Genomic DNA, 24,130 nt, shown 5'->3' on the forward strand with positions numbered 1-24,130 from the left:
GACAGCCCCTCGACGCGCAGCACCTCCCCGGCGGGCGGGGCGGCGGCGGAAGCGGCGGCGGACGGGTGCGCGGGGTGCGGGCTCACAGGGTCAGCTCCGAGCGGCGGCGGGGGTCGAGGCGCTCGCGCCAGGCACCGGCGAGGCCGGCGATGGCCAGCGTCGGGGCGATCAGGAGCAGGCCGGGGAAGAGGGTGGGCCACCAGTCCCCGGCGAGCAGCGAGCCGCGGCCGGTCTGGACGAGGGTGCCGAGGCTGGCCTGGTGCGCGGGCAGGCCCAGGCCGAGGAAGGAGAGGGCGGACTCGTGCCACATGGCGTGCGGGATCATCAGCACCGCCGCCAGCCCGGCCTGCGGCAGCACCCCGGGCAGCAGGTGCCGGACGAGGACCCGCCGGCGGGAGGCGCCGCCGGAGACGGCCGCGTCCACGTACGGCCGGCCGCGCAGGGAGAGCACCTCGGCGCGCACGATGCGGGCGGTGGACAGCCAGTGGGTCAGCGCCACCGAGACGACGACGGGCCAGACGCCGGGGCGGAACAGGGCCACGACGAAGATCCCGAGCAGCAGGTGCGGGACGGCGGACAGGGTGTCGACGGCCCGCATCACGAGCCGGTCGGTCCGGCCGCCGAACGCACCGGCGGCCGCGCCCACGGCGGTGCCCAGGACGGTGGCGGCGAGCGCCGCTACCACGCCGACGAGCAGGGAGACGCGCAGCCCGTAGACGCAGCGCAGCAGCAGGTCGCGGCCCACGTCGTCGGTGCCGAAGGGGTGTTCCCAGGCGGGTGGCAGCAGCTTCGCGGAGAGGTCGACGGCCTGCTGGTCCAGCTGGACGAGCGGGGGCACCAGCAGGACGGCGAGGGCGAGGAGGGCGGTGACGGCGGCCGAGGCGCGCACGTGCAGGGCGCGGGTGGAGCGCCGGTCCCGGCCGCGGCGGCGCCAGGCGGTGCCGGCCGTGGCGGTGCCGGCCGTGGTGTCAGCCATCGAAGCCCACCCTCGGGTCCGCGAGCCCGTACAGCAGGTCGGAGAGCAGGTTGCCGGCCAGCACGGCGGCGGTGGCCAGTACGGTCAGCGCGGCCAGCAGCGGGAAGTCCACCGAGGTGGCGGCGGTGACGGTGGCGGCGGCGAGGCCGGGCCAGCTGAAGACGGTCTCGACCAGCAGGGCGCCGGTGATCAGCTCCGGCACCCGGGAGCCGATGAGGGTGAGCATCGGCAGCATCCCGGAGCGCAGCGCGTGCCCGATCAGGACCCGCCGCTCGGACAGGCCCCGCGCGCGTGCCCCTCGTACGGGGTCCTCGCCGAGCGCGCCGGCGACTCCCTGGCGGGCGTACAGGAAGAACCAGGGCAGTTGCGAGGTGCCGAGGACCAGGGCGGGCAGCACCAGGTGGGAGGCGACCGCGGCGGGGGTGACGGTGTCGTCGGCGGCGTCGGTGAGTCCGCCGGAGGGCAGGACGCCCAGCCGTACCGAGAAGAACCAGACGGCGAGCAGGCCGAGCCAGAAGGCCGGGGCCGCCTCCAGGGTGTAGGCGAGGCCGGTCGCCGTCCGGTCCAGTGCCCCGCCCGGGCGGCGGGCGGCGAGCACCCCGAGGGCCGTGCCGAGCAGCACGGCGACGGCGAAGGCGCAGCCGGCGAGCAGCGCGGACCAGCCGACGCGTCCGGCGATGACGTCGGCGACGGGCTGGCGCAGCACGGCGGAGTCGCCGAGGTCGCCAGTGAGCGCGGAGGTGAGCCAGTCCCACCACCGGGCGGGGAAGGGCCGGTCCACGCCGAGGTTGGCGCGCAGCTGGTCGAGTTCGGCCTGGGAGGCGGTGAGCCCGGCGGTGCCGGCGTACGCCTTGACGGGGTCGAAGGGGGACAGCGCGGCGACGGCGAAGACGCCGAAGGTGACGACGAGCAGGACGGGGGCGGCGGCGAGGGTCCGCCGTCCCGCCATGCGCGCCATCGGTCCCCAGGGCGGGCCCGGACGGCGGGGGGTCACTTCTGCTTCGGCTTCCAGTTCTCGATGTTCCACCAGGGACCGGTGCCGAGGCCGTGGTCGTGCGGTTCGACCTGGGTGGAGGGGCCGTCCCACTTGTCGTTCACCACGTAGAGGTGGTCGATGTGGGTGAGGAAGACGTAGCCCGGGTTCTGGACGAGTTCGCGCTGCACGGTGTCGTACGCGGCCTTGCGGGCGGCCGGGTCGCCGCTGGTGCGGCCGTCGGCGACGGCACGGTCGACGGCGGGGTTGGCGTACTGGGCCATGTTGTTGAAGCCGTCGCCGGCGAGGGAGGAGGTCAGCAGCTGGTACTGGTCGAAGTCGGGGTCGGCGGGGGAGCCGCCGCCGGCGAGCACGGCGTCGGTCTTCATCCGGGGTTCGATGACCTCCCAGGTCCCGGCCTCGGTCCTGACGTCGATGCCGGCCTTCTTGGCGTCGGAGGCGAAGGCCAGCGCGTGGTCCTGGCGGATCTTGTCGCCGGAGGTGTACCAGAGGGGGAAGGAGGCGCGGATCCCGTCCTTGACGCGGATGCCGTCCGCGCCGGCCTTCCATCCGGCTTCGTCGAGGATCTGCCTGGCCCGTTCGAGGTCGTACGGGCGCTCGGTGCCGGCGGTGAACCAGCGGCTGTCGGTGGGGACGGGACCGTAAGCGGCCTTGCCCGCGTCGTCCAGGAGCTTGTCGACCATGGCCTGGCGGTCCACGGCGATGTCGAGCGCGCGGCGGACCGCCACGTCCCCGGTGACGGGGTGGTGCGTCGGCAGGGTCACGTTGCGGTAGTCGAAGGTCTTGGCGGCGAAGGTCCTGCGCGCCTCGTCCTTGGCGAATCCGCGGGCGAGGTTCGGGGGCAGGACGGCCGCGTCGAGTTCCCCGGCGCGCAGCCGGGTGGCGCGGACGTCGTCGTCCTTGACGACGGCCATGGTGAACTTCTTCACGGCGGGCTCGCCGCCCCAGTAGTCGGGGTTGGCCCTGAAGCTGAGCTTCTCGCCCTTGGACCAGCCGGTCAGCAGGTACGGGCCGGTGCCGACGGGCCGGGTGGCGAACTCTCCGCTGTTGACGTCCTGCCGGCCCGCGATGTGCTCGGGGGCGATGGGCAGTACGGTCCGCTCGGCGAACGGGGCGTAGGGGTACTTGAGGGTGAAGACGACCCGGTCTGGGCCCTGGGCGGTGACGCTCTCGATGGCGTCCAGCTCGGTCCTGGAGGGGTTGTTGGTCCTCGGGTCGAGGATGGTCCGGTAGGTGAACTCCACGTCCTTGGCGGAGAAGGGCGCTCCGTCGCTGAACCGCACGCCCCGGCGCAGCTCGTACGTGTACGTGCGGCCGTCCGCGGAGACCTCCGGCAGGGCCTCGGCCAGCGCGGGCTTCAGCTTCATGTCCGCGTCGTGGGTCAGCAGGCCGTCGAAGATCTTGGAATTGCCGTCCTTGCCGTAGCCCAGCAGCGGGCTGAGGCTGTCGGGCTCGGTCGCGATGCCGACCACCGCGGAGTCGGCGGGCGAGGTGGTCGCCGTGGGGTTCGAGCAGGCCGCCAGGCCCGTGATGAGTGCGGTGGCGAGCATCGCGCCGGCCGCTCCCCGTGCTGTCCGGGCCGTCATGTCGTGCACATCCCTGTTCAAAATCATCCGTTATTGCAAACGGATCGCAATATTGCCAGACGAGATCAGATGAAGACGAATCCGCCCAGACCGGTGGCCCCCGGGGTGCCGGCGGGAGCCGGGGCCTTGTCGGCCCGCTCCCCGCGTGCCATATATGTCTAGACCAAAGAGGAGGGCGGCCCGTTGCGACGCACCACTTCCCCGCGCCGCGCACCGGCGGCGCTCGCCCTCGGCCTCGCCGCCGCCCTGACCGCCTGCGGCGGGGACGGCGACACCCGGCCCCCGCGCGCCCCCGCCGGTCTCACCGCGCAGGCGGGCAGCGCCACCTCGGTCCACGTGATGTGGCGGGCCGCGGACACCGCCGACGCGGTCAGCGGCTACCAGGTGTTCCAAGGCGGACGGCTGGTGCGGGAACTCCCCGCCGACAAGACCATGACCGACATCACCGGCCTGGCCCCGCGGACCGCCTACTCCTTCTCCGTCCGCGCCAAGGACGCCGCCGGGAACCGGTCCCCGCTCAGCTCCCCGGCCGAGGTCACCACCCCGGACGCCCGGGCCGAGGACCGCCTGCCCCCGACGGCACCGGCCGCCGCCGACGGGCGCGCCGAGGGGCCGCACACGGTCCGGCTGGGCTGGGAGGCGTCCGCCGACGACACCGGCGTGACCGCGTACGACGTCTACCAGGCCGGGGTCCGCGTGCACACCGCCCCCGGGACGGACCGGGCCACCACCGTCACCGGGCTCCAGCCCGGCACCGCCTACGTGTTCACCGTCCGCGCCCGCGACGGCTCCGACAACTCCTCACCGGACGGCCCGCCGGTGGCGGTCACCACCCCCGCCGACCCGGGACGGGCCCCGCACACCGCCCCCGGCTCCTTCACCGCCACCGCCTCGCCCGGCACGGTGGACCTGACCTGGACCGCCCCGGAGACCGGCCGCGCGACGAGCGAGTACCAGCTCTACGTCAACGACCTGCCCGTCACGGTCATCCAGTTCGGCGCCGGTGCCGTACCGCGCGGCCGGGCCTCCTACCGGCTCACCACGGCCGAACCGGCGGGCACGGCCTGGACCCTGAAACTGCGCGCCCGGCTGCCCGACGGCAACTGGGGCGCCTTCTCCGAGGAACGGCGGATCCTGCTGCCCGGCTGACCTCCGGGCCGTCCTCCTCGCGACGGAACCGAAGCGAACGGCAGGTCCCGCGAAAGAAGATCGCGCACAATACATCCGTGTTCGGTGAGTACTCGGTCAACCACAATCAGGCAGACTCCGCGTGCGGAGACCCCGCTCCAGGCACCGGCGCCGAGCCGGCCGACCTGCCGGGGAACCTTCCTCCGGAAACCGCCGGCTTCATCGGCCGCGAGGAGGAACTCGGCCGTCTCGAGACCCTGTTGCGCGGAAGGAGACTGGTCACCCTGACCGGGGTGGGCGGCGTCGGCAAGACCCGGCTCGCCCTGCGCGCCGCCACCCGCCGCAGCCGCGCCGCCCGGTCCGGCGGACCGTGGCCGGGTTCCCAGTGGCCCGACGGGGTCTGGTGGGTGGACCTGTCGGCCCTGCGCGACCCGGCGCTCCTCACCACGACCGTCGCGCACGCCATCGGACCCGCCGGCCACTCCGTGCACCCCCTCGACGAGGAACTGTGCGCGTGGATGGCCGACAAGGCCCTCCTCCTCGTCCTCGACACCTGCGAGCACCTGGTCGCCGAAGTCCGCCACCTCACGGGCGAACTGCTCCAGTCGGCACCCGGTCTGACGGTCCTGACCACCTCCCGGGAACGGCTCGGCTCCCCCGGCGAGACGGTGCTCGAAGTCCGCCCGCTCCCCTGCGAGGGCCCCGACAGCGAGGCGCTGGCCCTCTTCCGCGCCCGCGCGCTCGCCGCGAGCCCGCGGGCCTCCGCCGACTTCGCCGACCCCGACCGGTCCCGCACCGCCGCCGAGGTGTGCCGCCGGCTGGACGGCATCCCGCTCGCCCTGGAGCTGGCCGGCGCCCGGATGCGGCTGTGGAGCCTGGACGAGATGGCGCGGCGCCTCGGCGCGCGCCTCGAGGTGCTCTCCGGCACCCGCGCGGGGCTCCCGCCGCGGCACCAGACCATGCGGACCACGATCGGCTGGAGCCACGAGCTGTGCGAGCCGGTGGAGCGGCTGCTGTGGGCCCGGCTGTCGGTGTTCAGCGGGGAGTTCGACGTCGCCGCCGCCCGGGCCGTGTGCGCCGGCGGGCCGCTGCCGGCCGCGCGGGTGGAACGGGTCCTGGAGGGCCTGGTCGCGAAGTCCGTGGTACGGCGCTCCCACGAGCGCGGGGCCGGGACCCGCTACCGGATGCTCGACACCATCCGGGAGTTCGGCCACGACTGGCTCACCGAACTGGGCGAGGTGCGCACCGTCGCGGACCGGCACGCCCACTGGTACGCCGCGCTCTGCGCCGCCGGCGACCACGGCTGGCTGGGACCGGGCCAGCTGGACTGGTACCGCAGGATGACCGCCGAACACCCGCAGCTGCGCACCGCCCTGGAACACCTGCTCGGCACCGATCCCGCCGCGGCCCTGGAGATGGCCGGGGCCCTGTGGTTCTTCTGGTTCTCGTGCGGGCACGTCCACGAGGGCCGGGCCTTCCTGGAGCGGGCCCTGCGCGCTGCCCCGCGGCCGGGGGCCGCACGGGTCCGGGCGCAGTGGGCACTCGGGCTGACGCTCCTGCTCCAGGGCGACATGGACGCGGCCCGGGCGATGGGCGTCGAGTGCACCGCGGCGGCGGCCCTGGTCGCCGACCCGGAGCTGCGGCTGCGCGCTGCGCACCTGCACGCCGTGTCGGTCCTGATGCGGGGCGACCCGGCGCAGGCGCTCGTCCTGGCCGGGCCCCGGGCGCGGGCGGCGCACGGCGGGCGGGACGACGGGGCGGGCCGGCTGCTCTGCCAGCTGGCCACGGCGTACGCCCTGTGCGACCTCGGACGCTTCGAGGAGGCCGCCGAGGAGGCGCACGGGCTGCGCGAGGCGTGCGCGGAGCTGGGCGAGCGCTGGCTGCGGGCGTACGCGGACTACGTCCTGGCCGTCGCGGCGCTGGGTCTGGGCCAGCACGGCGAGGCCGCACGGCACGTACGCGCCATGCTGTCCGGCAAACGGCTGCTGGGCGACCGCTTCGGGATCGCGCTGGGCCTGGACCTGCTGGCGGCGGCGGTGGCGGCCCTGGGCGACGGGGAACTGGCCGCGCGGCTGCTCGGCACCGGGCACGCCTGGTGGCGCACGGTGGGGCGGCCCCAGATGGGCTCGCCCTCCCTGACGGCCCTGCGGGACCAGGGCGAGCGGCAGGCCAGGGCGGCGATCGGCGACGCGGCGTACGAGACCGCGTTCCGGGGCGGTGCGGCGGCGTCCACCGGCTGACCGCGCCTCACGGGCGGAGGCCGGCCGGTGCGCCGCGTCGTGCCTGGACTCCCGTCAGTACGGGAGGGGTCTGCCCGACGGCGTGCGCAGGTCCAGGTCTCGGGGGGCGGGCTTGGGGACGGGCTTGCGGATCAGCTGCTGACGCATGCTGCCTCCTCGCTCAGACCAGGGCCGGCCGACGGGGTTCCACCGTCCGGCCTTCGGGGAGCAGTTCACCGGTGTCGTCGAAGACCACCACCCCGTTGCAGAGCAGGCTCCAGCCCTGCTCGGGGTGGGAGGCCACGACGCGCGCGGCCTCGTGGTCGGCGCTGTCGGCGGACGGGCAGGGGGGCTGGTGGGAGCACATGGCGCACCTCCTCGCAGTGTGGGGCGGGAGGGCCGGTGGTCACCCGGTCGAATCCGCGATCCACGGTGGCGGTGAGTATTACCGATCGCCGCCCCCCGACGGAAGCCATATCCGAGGTCCGGTTCAGGGTGTGTATGCCCGCTTACCATGCGCTCATGCCCGTTGTCCGGATCATTCGCCGCACGCCCCTCCCGCCCGCCGAGACCTGGAGGCGGCTGACGGACTGGGAACGCCACGGCGCGCAGGTGCCGCTGACCCGCACGGTGATCGAGACGGAGCCCCCCACGCACGCCGGGACGCGGTTCACGGCGCGCACGGGAGTGGGGAGGATCACGGTGGACGACACCATGGAGGTCGTCGTCTGGGAGCCCCCTCGGCTGGTCCGGCTGGAGAAGCGCGGCCGGACGGTGACGGGCTGGGCGGAGATCGAGCTGCGCCCGCTCCCCGCGGGCGGCACGGAGGTCCACTGGCGCGAGGACCTGCGGGTGCGCCCCCTCCCCCGCGTCCTGGACCCGCTGGTGGCCCGCGCGGGCCACCGCCTCTTCGACCGGGCCCTGACCCGCCTCCTGCGCCCCTGACGTGCCGGGCTAGGGTGCCGTGATCACCGCCCGGCCGGATGAGGGCCGGGTGGTCGCCGAGCCTTCGAGGAGGTCCCCTTGGCCACACCGCCCCCGCAGTACGGCGCCGAAGGCCCCTACGGGGTCCCCGCCCGGCGGGTGGACGCGGCGGACCCCCGCCTCCCGCCGTACGCCCCTGCGGTGCCGCCGCGGAGGGCGGAGCGGTCCGACGGGTACACGTGCCGCGTGTGCGGCTGCTGGCCGGCGGTTCCGGCCACCGTGCGCGGCCATCAGGGGCTGCTGGTGCTGATGCGGTTCCTGAGCTCGCCCGGGCCGTTCTGCCGCGACTGCGGCACGGCCACGTACCGCCGGATGTCCTCGGACACCCTGTGGCAGGGCTGGTGGGGTCCGCTGTCGCTGTTCGTCACCCCGGTCGTCCTGCTGCTCAACCTCGGCCCCCGGGCGGCCTTCCGCCGCCTCGGGGTGCCGTCGGGCGGGTTCCGGCCCCCGCTGGATCCGGGCAGGCCGCTGTGGCGGCGCCCGCCCGCGGTGCTCCTCCTCGTCCCGGCGCTGCTCCTGGCCCTGGGCGTGCCCGCCCTCGTCCTGGCCGGCCTCACGGCCGGCGACGACGCGCCGCCGGTCCTGACGGGGGGACAGTGCGTGCGCAACGTGGGCGACTGGAGCGACCAGGAACTGCTGGTCACGGACTGCGGTTCGCCGCGGGCGCGGTACCGCGTCGGCGAGCGGCTGACCGCCGGGCAGTCCTGCGCCCCGGGCGACTACCTCTCCGCCCCCGAGTACGGCGGCGACGACCGGACCCTGCACTGCCTGACCCCGCTGCGCTGACCCGCGCCGCCGCCCCGCGGCACGGGCCGGCGGGGCGGCGGCACGGAGCGGCGGCACGGAACGCGGCTAGCGGATCGGCATGCCCGAGAGCGTGCGCGCGATCACCAGGCGCTGGATCTCGCTGGTCCCCTCGAAGATCGTGTAGATCGCGCTGTCCCGGTGCATCCGCTCCACCGGGTACTCCCGGGTGTAGCCGTTGCCGCCGAGGATCTGGACCGCCTGGGCGGTGACCTTCTTCGCCACCTCGCTCGCGTACAGCTTCGACATGGAGCCCTCCGCCGAGGTGAAGGGCTTGCCCGCGACGGCCATCCAGGACGCCCGCCACACCAGCAGCCGGGCCGCGTCGATCTGGGTGCGCATGTCCGCGAGCTGGAAGGCCACTCCCTGGTTGTCGATGATCGGGCGCCCGAACTGGGTACGGGTCTTCGCGTAGTCCAGGGCGACCTCGTACGCCGCGCGGGCCGTGCCGACGGCCATGGCGCCGACGGCCGGCCGCGAGGCCTCGAAGGTGGCCATCGCGGCGTTCTTCACGCGCTCGCCGCCGCCCGCCGCGGCGCGCTCACGCGCCCGCGCGAGCCGCTCGTCCAGCTTGTCCTTGCCGCCGAGCAGGCAGGCCCCGGGGACGCGGACGTCCTCGAGGACCACCTCGGCCGTGTGGGAGGCGCGGATGCCGTGCTTCTTGAACTTCTGGCCCTGGGACAGGCCCGGGGTGCCGGGCGGCACGATGAAGGAGGCGTGGCCCTTGGTGCCGAGCTCGGGGTCGACGACGGCCACGACGATGTGGACGTTGGCGATGCCGCCGTTGGTGGCCCAGGTCTTGGTGCCGTTGAGCACCCACTCGTCCTTGGCCTGGTCGTAGACGGCCCGGGTGCGCATCGCGCCGACGTCGGACCCGGCGTCCGGCTCGGAGGAGCAGAAGGCGGCGACCTTGACGTCGTCCGGGGTCCCGTACATCTGCGGGATCCAGGTGCCGATCTGCTCCTCGGTCCCGTTGGCGACGACGCCGATGGCCGCGAGGCCGGTGCCGACGATGGACAGGGCGATGCCCGCGTCGCCCCAGAAGAGCTCCTCCATCGCCATGGGGATGCCGAGGCCGGTCGGGTCGAAGAACTGCTGGGCGTAGAAGTCCAGCGAGTAGATGCCGACCTTGGCCGCCTCCTGGATGACGGGCCACGGAGTCTCTTCCCGCTCGTCCCATTCGGCGGCGGCGGGCCTGATCACGTCGGCGGCGAAGCCGTGGATCCAGTCCCGGACCTGCTTCTGGTCGTCGTTGAGCTCCATGGTGAACTCCGCCATGTCCCCTCCAGCTGTCTCACAGGGTTACCGTTACTGCGGGTAACCGCCATCGTGGCCACAGTCTGTTACCGGCCGGTAAGCACTGTCAAGCACGACCGGTTCGGCGACCGGGGTACGCGGGGTGTTACGTTGCGTGGGCGTCAGGCACATCGCAAGGGCGGGGAGAGAAACACGTCATGGAGACCAGTCAGCGGGCGGGCGAGCCGGGAGCGGGGGAACGCCGTCGGCGGGAGCTGCTCGAGGCGGCGGACCGCGTCGTACTCAGGGACGGTCCGAAGGCCTCCATGAACGCCATCGCGGCGGAGGCCGGCATCACCAAGCCCATCCTCTACCGGCACTTCGGTGACAAGGCGGGCCTCTACCAGGCCCTCGCCGTCCGGCACACCGACGCCCTGCTCGACTCGCTGCGGGCCGCGCTCGACGCCCCGGCCGAGCGCCGCCGCCGGGTGGAGGCCACCCTCGACACCTACCTCGCCGCCATCGAGGCCCGCCCGCAGGTCTACCGGTTCCTGATGCATCCCGCCGAGGACTCGCAGAGCAGCGAGCGCGGCTTCGACGTCGGCCTGCACTCCGCCCCGCTGCTGCGCCGGCTCGGCGAGGAGCTGGCCGAGGTGGTCGGGGAACGCGTGGACCTCGGCCCCGACGGCCGGCAGCTCGCCCGGATCTGGGGCCACGGGATCGTCGGCATGATGCACGCGGCCGGCGACTGGTGGCTGGGCGAACGGCCCTGCGACCGGGCCGCTCTGGTCGCGGGCCTCACCGACCTGCTCTGGGGCCGCCTGGCCACCGCGGGCAACCGCGCGGACGGCCCCGGCTTCTGACCCGCCCGCCGCGGCCTACCCCCGCGCACCGCCCCACGGGGCCTTGGCGATGGCCCGGCGCAGCCTGCGGGCGCGCAGCCCGGTCACCCGGTCCGCGTAGACCGTGCCCTCGAGGTGGTCGCACTCGTGCTGGAGGCAGCGTGCGAAGAATCCGGTGCCCTCGATCCGCACCGGGGCCCCGTCGGAGGTGACCCCCTCGACGACCGCCCGGTCGAAGCGGACGGTGCCCGCCTCCAGGCCCGGCAGCGACAGACATCCCTCGGGGCCGCGGAACTCGTCCCCGTCGGTCTCGACCAGGCGGGGATTGACGACGTGTCCCACGTGGCGGACGTCCTCGTCGTCGGGGCAGTCGTAGACGAAGACCCGCAGCCCGGTCCCGATCTGGTTCGCGGCGAGGCCGACGCCCTGGGCCGCGTACATCGTGGCGAACATGTCCTCGATGAGCCGCCCGAGTTGGGGGCCGAAGTCGGTGACCTCGGCGCAGGGCGAATGGAGCACCGGGTCACCCAGCAGGCTCATGGGGCGGACGGAACCGGTGGTACCGGGGAGGGGACGCTGTCGCATGGCCGTAAGGGTACGACGGGCGAATATATGAGGAGATCCGCGGCGACCTGGGGCGCCGCGGTCAAGGCCACGGCCGGTACTGGATAGGCTGGGGCGACCGACGCTAGGAGGACAAGGGACGATGGCAGGCAACACGGAGCCGCTTTCGCCGCGGGCCAAGCTGGCCGTGACGGCGGGCAAGGCCGCGGCGGCGGTGTCGCGGGCCGCGGGACGCGGAAGCGGATCGGTGATCGGAGGCAAGGTCGCACTCAGGCTGGACCCCGATCTTCTCGGCGCGCTGGCGCAGCATCTCGACGTCGTCCTCGTCTCCGCGACGAACGGCAAGACCACCACGACCCGTCTGATCGCGGAGGCCCTGCGGGCCAGCGGTCCGGTCGTGTCCAACGCGCTGGGCGCGAACATGCCGGCCGGCATCACCTCCGCCCTGGCCGGCGGCTCGGACGCCCGGTACGGCGTCATCGAGGTGGACGAGAAGTACCTGGCCGGGGTGGCCCGGGACGTCACCCCCAAGGTGATCGCGCTGCTGAACCTCTCCCGCGACCAGCTGGACCGCGCGGCCGAGACCCGCATGCTCGCCGAGAAGTGGCGCGAGGGGCTCCAGGGCTCCAAGGCGGTCGTGGTCGCGAACTGCGACGACCCGCTGATCGTGTGGTCGGCCTCCTCCTCGCAGAACGTGGTGTGGGTCGCCGCCGGCCAGGAGTGGAAGGACGACGCCTGGTCGTGCCCCTCCTGCGGTGGCGTGATGCAGCGTCCGGGCGACGACTGGTTCTGCGGCGAGTGCGGATTCCGCCGCCCCGCCCCGAGCTGGGTGCTCTCCGGCGACCACGTGCTGGACCCGCACGGCAGCGCCTGGCCGATCCACCTCCAGCTGCCCGGCCGCGCGAACAAGGCCAACGCCGCCACCTCGGCCGCCGTGGCCGCCGTGTTCGGCGTGCCTCCGCAGGTCGCGCTGGAGCGCATGTACCAGGTGCAGGCCGTGGCCGGCCGGTACGACGTGGTCACCTTCATGGGCCGTGAGCTGCGGCTGCTGCTCGCGAAGAACCCGGCCGGCTGGCTCGAGACGTTCTCGCTGATCGACGGACCTCCGGCGCCGGTGGTCCTCTCGGTGAACGCCCGCGGCGCGGACGGCACCGACACCTCCTGGCTGTGGGACGTGGACTACCCGCGCCTCGCCGGCCACCCGATCTTCGTGATCGGCGACCGCAAGCTGGACCTCGCGGTCCGCCTCGAGGTCGCGGGCCTGGACTTCCGGGTCTGCGAGACGCTCGACGAGGCCGTCCAGCTGGCGCCGCCCGGGCAGATCGAGCTGATCGCCAACTACACGGCCTTCCAGGACGTGCGCCGCCGCGTCGGCAACTAGTACCCAGACCGTCGAAGGACAAGAGCATGAGCGACAACAGCCTGCGTCTGGTGTGGGTCTACCCCGACCTGCTCAGCACGTACGGAGACCAGGGCAACGCCCTCGTGGTGGAGCGCCGGGCACGCCAGCGCGGCCTGGACGTGCAGCGCGTGGACGTGCGCAGCGACCAGCCCATCCCGACCTCGGGCGACATCTACCTGATCGGCGGCGGCGAGGACCGGCCGCAGCGGCTGGCCGCCGAGCGGCTGCTGCGCGACGGCGGCCTGGAGCGCGCCGTCTCGAACGGGGCGATCGTCTTCTCCGTCTGCGCCGGGTACCAGATCCTGGGCCAGGAGTTCGTGAACGACCAGGGGCAGCGTCAGGAGGGCCTCGGCCTGCTGGACGTGGTGACCGTGCGCGGTGAGGCCGAGCGGTGCGTCGGCGACGTCCTCGCCGACATCGACCCGCGCCTGGGCCTGCCCCAGCTGACGGGCTTCGAGAACCACCAGGGCGTCACCCACCTCGGCCCGACGGCGCGGCCGTTCGCCCGGGTGACCATGGGCCGCGGCAACGGCACCGGCGACGGCACCGAGGGCGCGTACAACGACACCGTCTTCGGTACGTACATGCACGGACCCGTCATGGCCCGCAACCCGCTCATCGCGGACCACCTGCTGAAGCTGGCCCTCGACGTGAACGCGCTGCCGGCCATAGACGACCGCTGGTACGAGGCGCTGCGCGCGGAGCGCATCGCGTCGGCGACGCAGCCGGCGTAGGCGGACGCCGCCCCCACCGCCCGGCCGCCGGCCCGGATTCCCCCTCGGGACCCCGGGCCGGTGTGCGTTCGTACGATCTTCTGTCTGTTCCGACCATCCTGTGGAGGATGGTTCAGTCCACCGGGAATCCGCTTGTAGGGTGACGGGTAGTTCCAACCGGACGACGTGGTCCGGTCGTCGGCCCACGTTGCAAAGGTTCTTCCTGCCATGCGCATTGGTGTGCTCACTTCCGGCGGCGACTGCCCCGGCCTCAATGCCGTCATCCGCTCCGTCGTGCACCGCGCCGTCGTCGACCACGGCGACGAGGTCATCGGCTTCCACGACGGCTGGCGCGGCCTCCTCGAGTGCGACTACCGCAAGCTCGACCTGGACTCCGTCGCCGGTATCCTGGCCCGCGGCGGCACGATCCTCGGCTCCTCCCGGGTCCAGCCCGCGCACCTGCGCGACGGTGTGGAGCGTGCCCGCGGGCACGTCGCGGACCTCGGCCTGGACGCCATCATCCCCATCGGCGGCGAGGGCACCCTGAAGGCCGCCAACCTGCTCGCGCAGGGCGGTCTGCCGATCGTCGGCGTGCCGAAGACCATCGACAACGACATCGCCTCCACCGACGTCACCTTCGGCTTCGACACCGCCGTGGGCGTCGCGACCGATGCCCTGGACCGGCTGAAGACCACCGCCGAGTCGCACCAGCGCGTGATGGTCGTCGAGGTCATGGGCCGCCACACCGGCTGGATCGCCCTGCACTCGGGCATGGCGGCCGGCGCGCACGCCATCGTCGTCCCGGAGCGCCCCTTCGACATCGAGGAGCTGACGGCGATCGTCGGCGAGCGCTTCTCCGCGGGCAAGCGGTTCGCGATCGTCGTCGTCGCCGAGGGCGCGAAGCCCCGTCCCGGCACGATGGAGTACCAGGCGGGCGGCAAGGACCAGTACGGCCACGAGCGCTTCGCGGGCATCGGCAACATCCTCGCCGTCGAGCTGGAGCGGCGCCTGGGCAAGGAGGCCCGGCCGGTCATCCTGGGCCACGTCCAGCGCGGCGGCACGCCCACCGCGTACGACCGGGTGCTGGCCACCCGCTTCGGCTGGCACGCGGTGGAGGCGGCGCACCGGGGCGAGTTCGGGATGCTCACGGCCCTGCGCGGCACGGACATCGTGATGGTGCCGCTCGCCGAGGCCACCTCCACCCTGAAGACGGTCCCGCCGGCCCGCTACGACGAGGCCCAGACCGTTCTGTGAGGTTTCCCCCCTTCTGATGCCGCCCCCGGACGCGATCGCGTCCGGGGGCGGCATTACTGTGGTGGAGCGCCACAGTCAAGGGAGTGAAGGTATGGATCACGACGGTCACGGCATGGACATGCACATGGACCTGCCACCGTTCACCCTCGGGCGCGGGCTGGAGTTCTCCTTCGACGCCTTCTTCCTCTTCGGCTCACTGCTGGGGCTCGCCCTGTACGGGTGGGGGGTGCTGCGCCTGCGCGGCCGCGGGGACTCCTGGCCGCTGGGCCGCACGGTCGCCTTCGTCACGGGTGTGCTGACGGTGGTCGTGGTGATGTGCACCAGGCTGAACGACTACGGCATGGTCATGTTCAGCGTGCACATGGTCCAGCACATGGTGATCAGCATGATCACCCCGATCCTGCTGCTGCTCGGGGCACCGGTGACGCTGGCCCTGCGGGCCCTGCCGCCCGCGGCGCGCGGCCACCGGGGCCCGCGCGAGCTGCTCCTGATGCTGCTGCACAGCCGGTACATGCGGATCGTCACCCACCCGGCCTTCACCATCCCGATGTTCATCGCGAGCCTCTACGCGCTGTACTTCACGCCGCTCTTCGACTTCCTGATGGAGAGCAGGCCCGGCCACATCGCCATGATGGTCCACTTCCTCGCGGTCGGCCTGGTCTTCTTCTGGCCGATCATGGGCGTGGACCCGGGCCCGCACCGTCCCGGCTACGTGATGCGCATGCTGGAGCTGTTCGCGGGGATGCCCTTCCACGCCTTCTTCGGCATCGCGCTGATGATGGCGAGCGAGCCGATGATCAAGACGTACGCGAACCCGCCGGCCTCCCTGGACATCGACCCGCTGCTCGACCAGCAGTGGGGCGGCGGCATCGCCTGGGCGTTCAGCGAGATCCCCTCGGTGCTGGTGCTGATCGCGCTGATCTACCAGTGGTACCACTCGGAGCAGCGGATCGCGCGGCGCTCGGACCGGGCCGCCGACCGGGACGGTGACAAGGAGCTGGCCGCCTACAACGCGTATCTCGCCTCGCTCCAGCAGCGCGGCCAGTAGCGCGGGACCGGCTCCAGGCGCCACCATGGGGCATGACCGGATCCGTTAAGGCGATGGCGGTGACGACCTTCGCCGCCCTGGTGGCCGTCTCCGCGTACTCGGTGGCGCTCGGCAGCAACGGCTGGCTGTGGTTCGGCTGGGTGGTGCTGGGGCTGCTGACGCTGGGGCTGGCCGCTTCGCGCGGCGCATGACCCTCCCGGGCGCGGGTTGACCGTCCGTAGGATGGCCGTGACCCAGCGGCATCGACGGGAGCGGCCCGGTGTTCTACCACTTGCTCAAGCACGTACTGCTCGGTCCGCTGCTGCGGCTGCTGTTCCGGCCGCGGATCGAGGGGCTGGAGCACATCCCCGAGGAGGGGCCCGCGATCGTCGCGGGCAACCACCTGTCCTTCTCGGACCACTTCCTGATGCCCGCGATCCTCAGGCGCCGGATCACCTTCCTCGCCAAGGCCGAGTACTTCACCGGACCCGGCCTCAAGGGCCGGCTGACCGCCGCCTTCTTCCGCAGCGCCGGGCAGATCCCGGTGGACCGTTCCGGCAAGGACGCCGGGCGGGCGGCCCTGCGCGAGGGGCTGGGGGTGCTGTCCAGGGGCGAGCTGCTCGGCATCTACCCGGAGGGCACCCGCTCCCACGACGGGCGGCTCTACAAGGGCAAGGTCGGGGTGGCGGCGATGGCGCTGGGCGCGGGCGTGCCGGTGGTGCCCTGCGCGATGGTCGGCACCTTCGAGATCCAGCCGCCCGGGCAGAAGATCCCGAGGATCCGCCGGGTCACCATCCGCTTCGGGGAGCCGCTGGACTTCTCCCGGTACGCGGGCCTGGAGGGCGAACGGGCCGTGCTGCGGGCCGTCACGGACGAGATCATGTACGCGGTCCTCGGCCTCTCCGGCCAGGAGTACGTCGACCGGTACGCGGCCGACGTGAAGGCCGAGGAGGAGGAGAAGCGGAAGAAGGCCCGGCGCCCGACGCGCTGAGCCTTCTCCCGCCCGGGTCACCGGGGTGCCGTCACCGGGGTGCTGTCACGCTCCCGCTTCCGGCGTCCTAGCGGACGGCCGGGAGCTCCTCGTGCTGCGGGAGCACGGCGGCCGGGGCCTCCGCGAGGGACTTCGCCGCGGCCGGGGCCGGGGGCACCGGGGTGGCGTGCGGGGTGCAGGTGACGTCCTGGGCGTCGACCTTGCCGGTGAGCAGGTAGCCGTCCACGCGCGTGTTGACGCAGGGGTTCAGCAGGCTGGTGACGCCGTGCGAGCCGGCGTTCTGCTCGGTGATCAGGCGCGAGCCCGCCAGGCGGCGGTGCAGCTCGACGGCGCCCTCGTAGGGGGTGGCCGCGTCACGCTCGGACTGGACGATCAGGACCGGCGCGATGCCGCGCTTGGCACCGACCTCGATCGGGGTGCTCTGCTTCGACTTCCAGGTCGCGCAGGGCAGGTTCATCCACGCGTTCGACCAGGTCAGGAACGGGTACTTCTTGTGCAGCTCGGTGTTGTCCCGGTCCCACTTGGTCCAGCTGGTGGGCCACTTGGCGTCGGCGCACTCCACCGCGGTGTACACGGCGTTGCCGTTCTCGGAAGCGGCGTTGCCCTTGGTGTCGGACATGTCCGGGGCGATGGCCTCGATCAGCGGCTTCTCGTCACCGGCGGCCCAGGCGCTGAACGCCTGCGCGACCGGGACCCACGAGGAGTCGTAGTACGGGGCGCCCTGGAAGAAGCCGATCAGCTCGGCCGGGCCGACGACCCCGCCGAGCGGGTTGGCCTTGGCCTGGGCGCGCAGCTCCTGGTACTTGGCCTCGACCTCGGCGCGGCTGCCGCCGAGGTGGAAGACGGCGTCGTTCTTGGCGACCCAGTCCTGCCAGTCGTTCCAGCGCATCTGGAAGGCGACGTCCTGGTCCAGGTTGGCCTGGTACCAGATCTTCTCCTGCGACGGGTTGACGACGCTGTCGAGGATCATGCGGCGCACGTGGGTCGGGAAGAGGGTCGCGTAGACCCCGCCCAGGTAGGTGCCGTAGGAGACGCCGAGGAAGTTCAGCTTCTTCTCGCCGAGGGCGGCCCGGATGACGTCCAGGTCGCGCGCGGTGTTCGGCGTGGTCATGTGCGGCAGCATCTCGCCGCTGCGCTCCTTGCAGCCGTCCGCGTACTCGGCGGCGAGCTTGCGCTGGGCGCGCTTGTCGGCCTCGCTGGAGGGGACCGGGTCGGCCTTGGGGGCCTTCACGAACTCCTGCGGGTCGATGCAGGAGATCGGCGCGGAGTGGCCGACGCCGCGGGGGTCGAAGCCCACGAAGTCGTACGCCTTGGAGGTGTTGACCCACAGCGGGCTCTTGGTGGTGACCCGGCGCGGGAAGCGCATGCCGGAACCGCCCGGGCCGCCCGGGTTGTAGACGAGGGCGCCCTGGCGCTCCTCCTTGGTGCCGGTGCTGACGGCGCGGTCGACGGCGAGCTCGATCGTCTTGCCGAAGGGCTTGGCGTAGTCGAGCGGGACCTTGACCCAGCCGCACTGGATCGGCTTCTCGAAGCCCCAGTCGGCGGGGCAGTCCTTCCAGTCGATGCCCGCGCGCGCGGCACGGGCGGCGGCGATCTGGACGCCCACCGCCTCGGCGCCGCCGTTGTCCCGGCCGGCCGGAGCCGCCGAGGCCGGCGGCGCGAGCAGCAGGCCGGCCGCCAGCGCGCCGGTGATGAGGGTGGCGGCGCTCCCCAGCGTCGCGTTGCGTATCACGTGGTTGATCCCCCTGGTCATGTGCCGCCCGGAGCGGCGGGTTTGGGACAGGGGGATCCTTTCGTCTGACCGGTACCCGGCAACAGAGCACGGTGGAGTTCTTTGCCAACCCGATAACCGGAAACGTGTGTACCGCTGAGCGGTGTCCCATTGTCCCGGTTCTGTCCCCCCGTCAGCGGCCGCGTCACCAGCCGTACGTGCGCTGCGCCCCGTCCAGCAGCTCGCGCAGCCGCAGCGCGTCCGGGGCCAGGGCCGTCACGAGGACGGCCGGTCCCGCCAGCGGCGTGGCCGCCGCGAACTCCCCCAGTACGGCGGCGCGCGGCGGGTCCTCCTCGAAGCGGGGGTCGACGACGAGGAGCTGGCCGAGGGCGCGGTGCCCCGCCGTTCCGGCCGGGCCGTCCCAGCCGCCCGGTGCGCCGGGGCCGCAGGACAGCTCCTGGTCGAGCAGGGGCCGGCCGTCCCGGATGGCCGTGAGGCGGCTGCGCAGCAGGCCGGGGGCCTCGCCGCTGCGTCCCAGCACCTGTTCCTCGCGCAGCAGGAGGCGGGCGGTGGGGGCCAGTTCGGCGCGGGTCGCGGCCCTCAGGTCGCTGCCGCGCACGGAGACGAGCGGCTCCGGCAGCCAGCGCAGCGCCGACCCTCCGGCCAGCGTCAGCCGTACGTCGTACCGCGCGGGCCCGCCGCGGCCGGGCAGGGCCAGGGTGGCGGCCGCCGAGCGCACGGCGAGGCGGGCGCCGGGTCCCGCTTCGGCCTCCACGGTGAGGTGGTCGCCGCCGAGGGGGGCGCTCATCGCACCCACCAGCGTCACCCCCGCCTCGGCTCCCTCGCCCCGGGTGCGGCGCAGGGCGAGCGGGCCCTCCCCGGCCAGCAGGGGCAGGGCGGTGCCGCCGCGCCCGTCGGCGGCGGCGCGGATGCGGGCGGTCGCGCGCAGGGAGGCCGGGTGGAGGGCGGCGGGGGGCGCGCTGGTCACCGTACGGCCCAGGCGGCGATCCGCTCCCGCACCCAGTCGGCCACCGGGGCCACGCCCGGGGCGCCGCGCAGGGACTGGAAGGCCACGGGGAGGTTCCCCCGCTGCGCGGCGGCGTCGCGGGCCATCCGTTCCAGGTCGGAGCCCACGTGGGGGGCGAGGTCGGTCTTGTTGACGACGAGGAGGTCGGAGGTGGTGACGCCGGGGCCGCCCTTGCGGGGGATGTCGTCGCCGCCCGCCACGTCGATGACGAAGATCTGGGCGTCGACCAGGCCGCGGGAGAAGGTGGCGGTCAGGTTGTCCCCGCCGGATTCGACGAGGATCAGGTCGAGGGGGGCACGGGTGAGGAAGGCCTCCTCCAGTTCCTCGACGGCCTCCAGGTTGGCGGAGATGTCGTCGCGGATGGCGGTGTGGGGGCAGGCACCGGTTTCCACGGCGCTGATCCGCTCGGGCGGCAGGACGGCTTCGCGCAGCAGGAACTCGGCGTCCTCGCGGGTGTAGATGTCGTTGGTGACGACGGCCATGGACAGTTCGGAGCGCAGGGCCCGGCAGAGGGCGGCGACGGTGGCGGTCTTGCCGGAGCCGACGGGGCCGCCGAGGCCCACGCGCAGGGCGCGGCGGGTGCCGTCGGCGCGCAGCGCGGCGGCGCCGTGGGTGTGGCGGTGGGGGTAGGTCACGTCGTGGTCGAGGTGCACGGCAGGTCTCCTTCGGGAAGCCGGTCGGGGTGCTCAGGAGGCGAAGAGGCGTACCGCCCAGTCGGCATGTGCCTCCGCCGCGATCTCCAGCAGCGGTGAGGAGGCCGCGGGCAGGAGGTCCACGCCCCCGGTACGGGCGAGCAGGGCGGCCTCGGCCGCCCGGGCGGCGACGGCGTCGAGTTCGGGGGCGAGGCGGGCCAGTACGGCGCTCGCCTCGAAGGGGTCGAGGCCCAGCAGCCGTACCGTCGCCGTGGCCGGCCCGCTGACGCTCTCGTACGCCGCCACGTGCGCGGCGTCCAGGGCCCCCAGTCCGGCCGCCCGGGCGGTGAGGCCGAGGACCACGGGCTGGTGGGCCCCGCGCGGGAAGGCGGCGGCCAGGGCGTCCAGTTCGGCGGCGGGCCAGGTGGCCCGGGCGGCCCGCAGCAGCTGCCGGCCGAGCCGCCGCGCGGCGGTGCGCAGCGCGGGCGAGGGGGTGCGGGCGTCGGCGGCGGCGTCGAGTTCTGCCGGGTCCAGGCCGAGGGCGGCGGCAGCGGCGAGACCGGCGGCGGTGAGCCCGGCGGTGTGCAGCCGGCCCCGGCAGAACTGGGCCAGGGTGGCGGCGTCGTGGATGCGGCCGGCCTTGCAGGCGGCCTCCGCCCCGCCGGAGTGGGCGTGTCCTCCGGCGGGGAAGCGGCCGTCCGCGAGCACGAGCAGCGCGGCGAGGCTCATGGCAGGGTGCCTTTCGGCAGGCTGGGCCCCATCAGAAGAGGAAGTATCTCTGCGCCATGGGAAGTTCCGCCGCGGGGGCCGGCTCCACCGTTTCGCCGTCGATGGTGACGGTGAAGGTGTCGGGGTCGACCTCCACCCTGGGCCGGGCGTCGTTGTTGCGCATGTCCGCCTTGCTCAGCTTGCGGGTGTTCTCGATGGCCGTGAACCTCTTGCCGAGGCCGAGCCGTTCGGGCAGGCCGTCGTCGAGGGCGGCCTGCGCGGTGAAGTTGAGCGAGTTGAGGGCGGGGGCCCGGCCGATGCCGCCGTACATGGGCCGGGGCAGGACCGGCTGCGGGGTGGGGATGGAGGCGTTGGCGTCGCCCATCTGCGCGTACGCGATCTGGCCGCCCTTGACGACCAGTTCGGGCTTGACCCCGAAGAAGGCGGGGTTCCACAGCACCAGGTCGGCGAGCTTGCCGGTCTCGACGGAGCCGATCTCCTTGGCGAGGCCCTGGGCCACGGCGGGGTTGATCGTGTACTTGGCGACGTAGCGGCGGGCGCGGTGGTTGTCGGCGGGGCCGTCGCCGGGCAGGAACCCGCGGCGTTCCTTCATCACGTGGGCGGTCTGCCAGGTGCGCAGCACGACCTCGCCGACCCGGCCCATGGCCTGGGAGTCGGAGGAGATGATGGAGATGGCGCCGAGGTCGTGCAGCACGTCCTCGGCGGCGATGGTGGAGGGCCGGATCCGGGACTCGGCGAAGGCGAGGTCCTCGGGGACGGCCGGGTTGAGGTGGTGGCAGACCATCAGCATGTCGAGGTGTTCCTCGACGGTGTTGAGGGTGTGCGGCCGGGTGGGGTTGGTGGAGCTGGGCAGGACGTTGGGCTCGGAGACCACGGTGATGATGTCGGGTGCGTGGCCGCCGCCCGCGCCCTCGGTGTGGTACGAGTGGATGGTCCGCCCGGCGATGGCCTTGAGGGTGTCGGCGACGAAGCCGGCCTCGTTGAGCGTGTCGGTGTGGATGGCGACCTGGGCGCCGGTCTCGTCGGCGACGCCCAGGCAGGCGTCGATGGCGGCGGGGGTCGCCCCCCAGTCCTCGTGGATCTTGAACCCGAGGGCCCCGCCGCGCAGCTGGGAGAGCATGCCCTCGCGGGACGTGGTGTTGCCCTTGCCGAGGAGGCCGATGTTGACGGGGCAGGCCTCCAGCGCCGCGAACATCCGGGCCAGGTGCCAGGGTCCGGGGGTGACGGTGGTGGCCTTGGAGCCCTCGGCGGGTCCGGTGCCGCCGCCGACGAGGGTGGTGATGCCGGAGGCGAGGGCCTCGTCGACGACGGTCGGGGAGATGAAGTGCACGTGGGCGTCGATGGCGCCGGCGGTGACGATCTTGCCGTTGCCCGCGATGATCTCGGTCTCGGGACCGATGACGAGTGCGGGGTCCACCCCGTCCATGGTGTCGGGGTTGCCGGCCTTGCCGATGCCGCAGATGCGGCCGTCGCGGATGCCGAGGTCGGCCTTGACGATGCCCCAGTGGTCGAGGATCACCCCGCCGGTGATCACCGTGTCGGGGGCGCCCTCGGCGCGGGTGGTGCGGGCCTGTCCCATGGACTCGCGGATGACCTTGCCGCCGCCGAAGACGGCCTCGTCGCCCGAGTTGCCCGGACCGCCGCTGAGGTCCCGCTCGATCTCGACGAAGAGCGCGGTGTCGGCGAGCCGGATCCGGTCGCCGGCGGTGGGGCCGAAGAGGTCCGCGTAGGCCCGGCGGGAGAGTTCAGCCATCGAGCGGCCCCCCGGTCTCGCCGCGCAGTCCGGGCACGGTGCGCAGTCCGCCGAGCGGTACGAGTTCCACGGCGACGGGGATGCCCGGCTCGAAGCGGACGGCGGTGCCGGCGGCGATGTTCAGGCGCAGGCCGCGCGCGGCCCGCCGGTCGAAGTCGAGGCCGGGGTTGGCCTCGGCGAAGTGGTAGTGGGAGCCGACCTGGACGGGCCGGTCGGCGGCGTTGAGGACGGTGAGGCGGGTGACGGGGCGGTCTTGGTTGAGACGCACCGGGCCGTCCCCGTGGACGATCTCGCCGGGGATCATGCTGCCGTTCCCCCTCAGACGATCGGGTCGTGGACGGTGACGAGCTTGGTGCCGTCGGGGAAGGTCGCCTCGACCTGGACGTCGTGGATCATCTCGGGAATGCCCTCCATGACCTCGGCGCGGGTGAGCACGGTGCGGCCGGAGGCCATCAGCTCGGCGACGGTCCGCCCGTCGCGGGCGCCTTCGAGGAGGTGCGCGGTGATCAGGGCGACGGCCTCGGGGTGGTTGAGGAGCACCCCGCGCGCCCTGCGCTTCGCGGCCACGTCGGCGGCCACGTGGATCAGGAGTCTCTCTTGTTCGTGCGGTGTCAGTTGCACCTGTCATCACCAAGCTTCCGGGACATGTCTTCATCGCGCCGGGGCGACCGTACCGGCCGTCAACGCCTTGTTGACCTGCGCTTATCCGTACCAACCGCGTCTTGCCCAACACAGGACGAGGCTTTCCGTCCCGATCACCGCCGCTTTACCGGAGCGTGGGTGATCATTGGCCGAAGGGCGAGTGCCATACCGTAGGGCCCGTATTTTTCCGCCGGGTTAACCCACGTTTCGGGAAGGCGCGCGGTTCGGACTCCGCCCCGGTCCCGGCGGGGGGAGTCGTATACGGCGGGCGCGGGGCGGCCCCGCGCCGCGTCAGCAGCCCCTGAGGGTGCGCGCGGAGGCGTCGGCGGGCCAGGGCAGGGTGATCCAGACGGTCTTTCCGCCGTCTTCCGTGGGGCTGACCGAGAGCCGGCCGCCCGCCTCCGCCGTCAGCCAGCGGATGATGACCATCCCGCGGCCGTTGTCCTGCTGGACGGCCGCGGGGAGCCGCCTGGGCCAGCGCGGGTGGCTGTCCGTCACTCCGACGCGCAGCCACTCTTCGCGTTCGAGACGGACGTCGACGGTGAAGGTGGGCGACTGGCCGAAGGTGTGCTGCACCGAGTTGGTCGCGAGTTCCGAGACGATCAGCCGGACGCTGTCGGCGGTGCCGGTGTCCTCCGGGAGTCCCCAGTCGGCCAGTACCTGCGCCACGTAGCGGCGGGCGGCGGCGACCGATTCCGGATCGCTCGGCAGAGTGACGGATGCTTCCAGCTGATCTGCCATGGCGACGTCCCTTTCCCACCGGGACGAAGCCGCCCCGGATCTACGCTGAGCGCCAGAGTGCCACCCATCGTGCCGCCGTTTCCGCTGTTCCCCCAAGATATGCATATATCTGTCGCTCAATGCGGTGAACTCTGCTACGGAAGAGCGTATTTGGACGGCAGACTGGCGCGAGGTG

25 protein-coding genes are annotated in these 24,130 nt (G+C 73.3%); 11 read left to right on the top strand and 14 right to left on the bottom strand.

What is annotated here, in order from left to right; translation table 11 throughout:
• Positions 1-82: 82 nt before the first annotated feature.
• The 3 genes from ACZ514_RS21310 to ACZ514_RS21320 are packed head-to-tail and all read right to left on the bottom strand — an operon-like array spanning position 83 to position 3,556.
• Positions 83-976, bottom strand: a complete 894-nt coding sequence (locus ACZ514_RS21310) for an ABC transporter permease (RefSeq protein WP_469125392.1) — start codon at positions 974-976, stop codon at positions 83-85.
• Positions 969-1,934, bottom strand: coding sequence for an ABC transporter permease (locus ACZ514_RS21315; RefSeq protein WP_468165622.1), 966 nt, complete (start codon positions 1,932-1,934; stop codon positions 969-971). Before ACZ514_RS21315 ends, ACZ514_RS21310 begins: the two co-directional genes overlap by 8 nt.
• 32 nt (positions 1,935-1,966) lie before the next feature.
• Positions 1,967-3,556, bottom strand: coding sequence for an ABC transporter substrate-binding protein (locus ACZ514_RS21320; RefSeq protein ID WP_468165620.1), 1,590 nt, complete (start codon positions 3,554-3,556; stop codon positions 1,967-1,969).
• 183 nt (positions 3,557-3,739) lie between these two features.
• On the opposite strand from ACZ514_RS21320, the gene ACZ514_RS21325 reads away from it, so the two are divergent.
• Positions 3,740-4,705, top strand: coding sequence for a fibronectin type III domain-containing protein (locus ACZ514_RS21325; protein WP_469125393.1), 966 nt, complete (start codon positions 3,740-3,742; stop codon positions 4,703-4,705).
• A gap of 77 nt (positions 4,706-4,782) precedes the next feature.
• A complete protein-coding gene (locus tag ACZ514_RS21330; protein ID WP_469125394.1) occupies positions 4,783-6,924 on the top strand; it encodes an ATP-binding protein in 2,142 nt (713 codons plus the stop codon).
• Positions 6,925-7,084: 160 nt separating this feature from the next.
• On the opposite strand, the gene ACZ514_RS21335 is transcribed toward ACZ514_RS21330, so the two are convergent.
• The gene (locus tag ACZ514_RS21335) at positions 7,085-7,270 is read right to left on the bottom strand and encodes a DUF5999 family protein (RefSeq protein ID WP_388937077.1); all 186 of its coding nucleotides are present in this window, start codon (positions 7,268-7,270) and stop codon (positions 7,085-7,087) included.
• Positions 7,271-7,425: 155 nt separating this feature from the next.
• Between ACZ514_RS21335 and ACZ514_RS21340 the strand changes: the two genes are divergently transcribed.
• Complete coding sequence (locus ACZ514_RS21340; RefSeq protein WP_468700189.1) at positions 7,426-7,848, top strand: SRPBCC family protein; 423 nt, start codon at positions 7,426-7,428, stop codon at positions 7,846-7,848.
• A 78-nt stretch (positions 7,849-7,926) separates the two neighbouring features.
• Positions 7,927-8,673, top strand: coding sequence for an LppU/SCO3897 family protein (locus ACZ514_RS21345; RefSeq protein ID WP_468165612.1), 747 nt, complete (start codon positions 7,927-7,929; stop codon positions 8,671-8,673).
• Between the two features lie 66 nt (positions 8,674-8,739).
• Here ACZ514_RS21345 and ACZ514_RS21350 read toward each other — a convergent pair whose 3' ends face one another.
• The gene (locus ACZ514_RS21350) at positions 8,740-9,969 is read right to left on the bottom strand and encodes an acyl-CoA dehydrogenase family protein (RefSeq protein WP_468165610.1); all 1,230 of its coding nucleotides are present in this window, start codon (positions 9,967-9,969) and stop codon (positions 8,740-8,742) included.
• Between the two features lie 176 nt (positions 9,970-10,145).
• Here ACZ514_RS21350 and ACZ514_RS21355 point away from each other — a divergent pair, with 176 nt between their 5' ends.
• Positions 10,146-10,790, top strand: coding sequence for a TetR/AcrR family transcriptional regulator (locus tag ACZ514_RS21355; RefSeq protein ID WP_468165608.1), 645 nt, complete (start codon positions 10,146-10,148; stop codon positions 10,788-10,790).
• A 15-nt stretch (positions 10,791-10,805) separates the two neighbouring features.
• Here ACZ514_RS21355 and def read toward each other — a convergent pair whose 3' ends face one another.
• Positions 10,806-11,354: a peptide deformylase gene (gene def / locus ACZ514_RS21360; protein WP_468165606.1), complete on the bottom strand. Its 549-nt coding sequence runs from the start codon at positions 11,352-11,354 to the stop codon at positions 10,806-10,808.
• Between the two features lie 121 nt (positions 11,355-11,475).
• Here def and ACZ514_RS21365 point away from each other — a divergent pair, with 121 nt between their 5' ends.
• From ACZ514_RS21365 to ACZ514_RS21390, 6 genes are all read left to right on the top strand, one after another.
• Entirely contained in the window at positions 11,476-12,714 is a 1,239-nt protein-coding gene (locus ACZ514_RS21365; protein ID WP_468165604.1) for a MurT ligase domain-containing protein, read from the top strand.
• A gap of 26 nt (positions 12,715-12,740) precedes the next feature.
• On the top strand, positions 12,741-13,469 hold the full coding sequence (locus ACZ514_RS21370; protein ID WP_468165602.1) for a type 1 glutamine amidotransferase: 729 nt from the start codon (positions 12,741-12,743) through the stop codon (positions 13,467-13,469).
• Positions 13,470-13,676: 207 nt separating this feature from the next.
• The gene (locus ACZ514_RS21375; RefSeq protein WP_468165600.1) at positions 13,677-14,702 is read left to right on the top strand and encodes a 6-phosphofructokinase; all 1,026 of its coding nucleotides are present in this window, start codon (positions 13,677-13,679) and stop codon (positions 14,700-14,702) included.
• A gap of 91 nt (positions 14,703-14,793) precedes the next feature.
• Positions 14,794-15,750 carry a cytochrome c oxidase assembly protein gene (locus tag ACZ514_RS21380; protein ID WP_468165598.1) on the top strand — a complete coding sequence of 319 codons (957 nt, stop codon included), beginning with the start codon at positions 14,794-14,796 and terminating at the stop codon, positions 15,748-15,750.
• 32 nt (positions 15,751-15,782) lie between these two features.
• Positions 15,783-15,941 carry a hypothetical protein gene (locus ACZ514_RS21385; RefSeq protein WP_468165596.1) on the top strand — a complete coding sequence of 53 codons (159 nt, stop codon included), beginning with the start codon at positions 15,783-15,785 and terminating at the stop codon, positions 15,939-15,941.
• A gap of 68 nt (positions 15,942-16,009) precedes the next feature.
• A complete protein-coding gene (locus ACZ514_RS21390) occupies positions 16,010-16,720 on the top strand; it encodes a lysophospholipid acyltransferase family protein (protein WP_468165594.1) in 711 nt (236 codons plus the stop codon).
• A gap of 67 nt (positions 16,721-16,787) precedes the next feature.
• Here ACZ514_RS21390 and ACZ514_RS21395 read toward each other — a convergent pair whose 3' ends face one another.
• The 8 genes from ACZ514_RS21395 to ACZ514_RS21430 all read right to left on the bottom strand — a co-directional run bounded on the left by ACZ514_RS21395 (position 16,788) and on the right by ACZ514_RS21430 (position 23,955).
• Positions 16,788-18,452, bottom strand: coding sequence for an alpha/beta hydrolase (locus ACZ514_RS21395; protein WP_469125395.1), 1,665 nt, complete (start codon positions 18,450-18,452; stop codon positions 16,788-16,790).
• 184 nt (positions 18,453-18,636) lie between these two features.
• Positions 18,637-19,419 carry an urease accessory protein UreD gene (locus ACZ514_RS21400; protein ID WP_468165590.1) on the bottom strand — a complete coding sequence of 261 codons (783 nt, stop codon included), beginning with the start codon at positions 19,417-19,419 and terminating at the stop codon, positions 18,637-18,639.
• Positions 19,416-20,111 (bottom strand): urease accessory protein UreG, encoded by a 696-nt coding sequence (gene ureG / locus ACZ514_RS21405; protein WP_469125396.1) that lies wholly within the window; start codon positions 20,109-20,111, stop codon positions 19,416-19,418. Before ureG ends, ACZ514_RS21400 begins: the two co-directional genes overlap by 4 nt.
• A gap of 33 nt (positions 20,112-20,144) precedes the next feature.
• A complete protein-coding gene (locus ACZ514_RS21410; protein ID WP_469125397.1) occupies positions 20,145-20,819 on the bottom strand; it encodes an urease accessory protein UreF in 675 nt (224 codons plus the stop codon).
• A 31-nt stretch (positions 20,820-20,850) separates the two neighbouring features.
• The gene (locus ACZ514_RS21415) at positions 20,851-22,572 is read right to left on the bottom strand and encodes an urease subunit alpha (RefSeq protein ID WP_469125398.1); all 1,722 of its coding nucleotides are present in this window, start codon (positions 22,570-22,572) and stop codon (positions 20,851-20,853) included.
• On the bottom strand, positions 22,565-22,876 hold the full coding sequence (locus ACZ514_RS21420; protein WP_468165581.1) for an urease subunit beta: 312 nt from the start codon (positions 22,874-22,876) through the stop codon (positions 22,565-22,567). Before ACZ514_RS21420 ends, ACZ514_RS21415 begins: the two co-directional genes overlap by 8 nt.
• 14 nt (positions 22,877-22,890) lie before the next feature.
• Entirely contained in the window at positions 22,891-23,193 is a 303-nt protein-coding gene (locus ACZ514_RS21425) for an urease subunit gamma (RefSeq protein ID WP_468165578.1), read from the bottom strand.
• 312 nt (positions 23,194-23,505) lie between these two features.
• Positions 23,506-23,955, bottom strand: coding sequence for an ATP-binding protein (locus tag ACZ514_RS21430; RefSeq protein WP_468165575.1), 450 nt, complete (start codon positions 23,953-23,955; stop codon positions 23,506-23,508).
• Positions 23,956-24,130 lie beyond the last annotated feature (175 nt).

It is taken from the genome of Streptomyces sp. NPDC034086 (genome assembly GCF_055575515.1).

What these genes read in the sequence shown, in the direction of transcription:
- ACZ514_RS21310 (WP_469125392.1), bottom strand. Translation starts at nt 976, where the DNA reads ATGGCTGACACCACGGCCGGCACCGCCACGGCCGGCACCGCCTGGCGC.
- ACZ514_RS21315 (WP_468165622.1), bottom strand. Translation starts at nt 1,934, where the DNA reads ATGGCGCGCATGGCGGGACGGCGGACCCTCGCCGCCGCCCCCGTCCTG.
- ACZ514_RS21320 (WP_468165620.1), bottom strand. Translation starts at nt 3,556, where the DNA reads ATGACGGCCCGGACAGCACGGGGAGCGGCCGGCGCGATGCTCGCCACC.
- ACZ514_RS21335 (WP_388937077.1), bottom strand. Translation starts at nt 7,270, where the DNA reads ATGTGCTCCCACCAGCCCCCCTGCCCGTCCGCCGACAGCGCCGACCAC.
- ACZ514_RS21340 (WP_468700189.1), top strand. Translation starts at nt 7,426, where the DNA reads ATGCCCGTTGTCCGGATCATTCGCCGCACGCCCCTCCCGCCCGCCGAG.
- ACZ514_RS21350 (WP_468165610.1), bottom strand. Translation starts at nt 9,969, where the DNA reads ATGGCGGAGTTCACCATGGAGCTCAACGACGACCAGAAGCAGGTCCGG.
- ACZ514_RS21355 (WP_468165608.1), top strand. Translation starts at nt 10,146, where the DNA reads ATGGAGACCAGTCAGCGGGCGGGCGAGCCGGGAGCGGGGGAACGCCGT.
- def (WP_468165606.1), bottom strand. Translation starts at nt 11,354, where the DNA reads ATGCGACAGCGTCCCCTCCCCGGTACCACCGGTTCCGTCCGCCCCATG.
- ACZ514_RS21365 (WP_468165604.1), top strand. Translation starts at nt 11,476, where the DNA reads ATGGCAGGCAACACGGAGCCGCTTTCGCCGCGGGCCAAGCTGGCCGTG.
- ACZ514_RS21370 (WP_468165602.1), top strand. Translation starts at nt 12,741, where the DNA reads ATGAGCGACAACAGCCTGCGTCTGGTGTGGGTCTACCCCGACCTGCTC.
- ACZ514_RS21375 (WP_468165600.1), top strand. Translation starts at nt 13,677, where the DNA reads ATGCGCATTGGTGTGCTCACTTCCGGCGGCGACTGCCCCGGCCTCAAT.
- ACZ514_RS21380 (WP_468165598.1), top strand. Translation starts at nt 14,794, where the DNA reads ATGGATCACGACGGTCACGGCATGGACATGCACATGGACCTGCCACCG.
- ACZ514_RS21385 (WP_468165596.1), top strand. Translation starts at nt 15,783, where the DNA reads ATGACCGGATCCGTTAAGGCGATGGCGGTGACGACCTTCGCCGCCCTG.
- ACZ514_RS21410 (WP_469125397.1), bottom strand. Translation starts at nt 20,819, where the DNA reads ATGAGCCTCGCCGCGCTGCTCGTGCTCGCGGACGGCCGCTTCCCCGCC.
- ACZ514_RS21415 (WP_469125398.1), bottom strand. Translation starts at nt 22,572, where the DNA reads ATGGCTGAACTCTCCCGCCGGGCCTACGCGGACCTCTTCGGCCCCACC.
- ACZ514_RS21420 (WP_468165581.1), bottom strand. Translation starts at nt 22,876, where the DNA reads ATGATCCCCGGCGAGATCGTCCACGGGGACGGCCCGGTGCGTCTCAAC.
- ACZ514_RS21430 (WP_468165575.1), bottom strand. Translation starts at nt 23,955, where the DNA reads ATGGCAGATCAGCTGGAAGCATCCGTCACTCTGCCGAGCGATCCGGAA.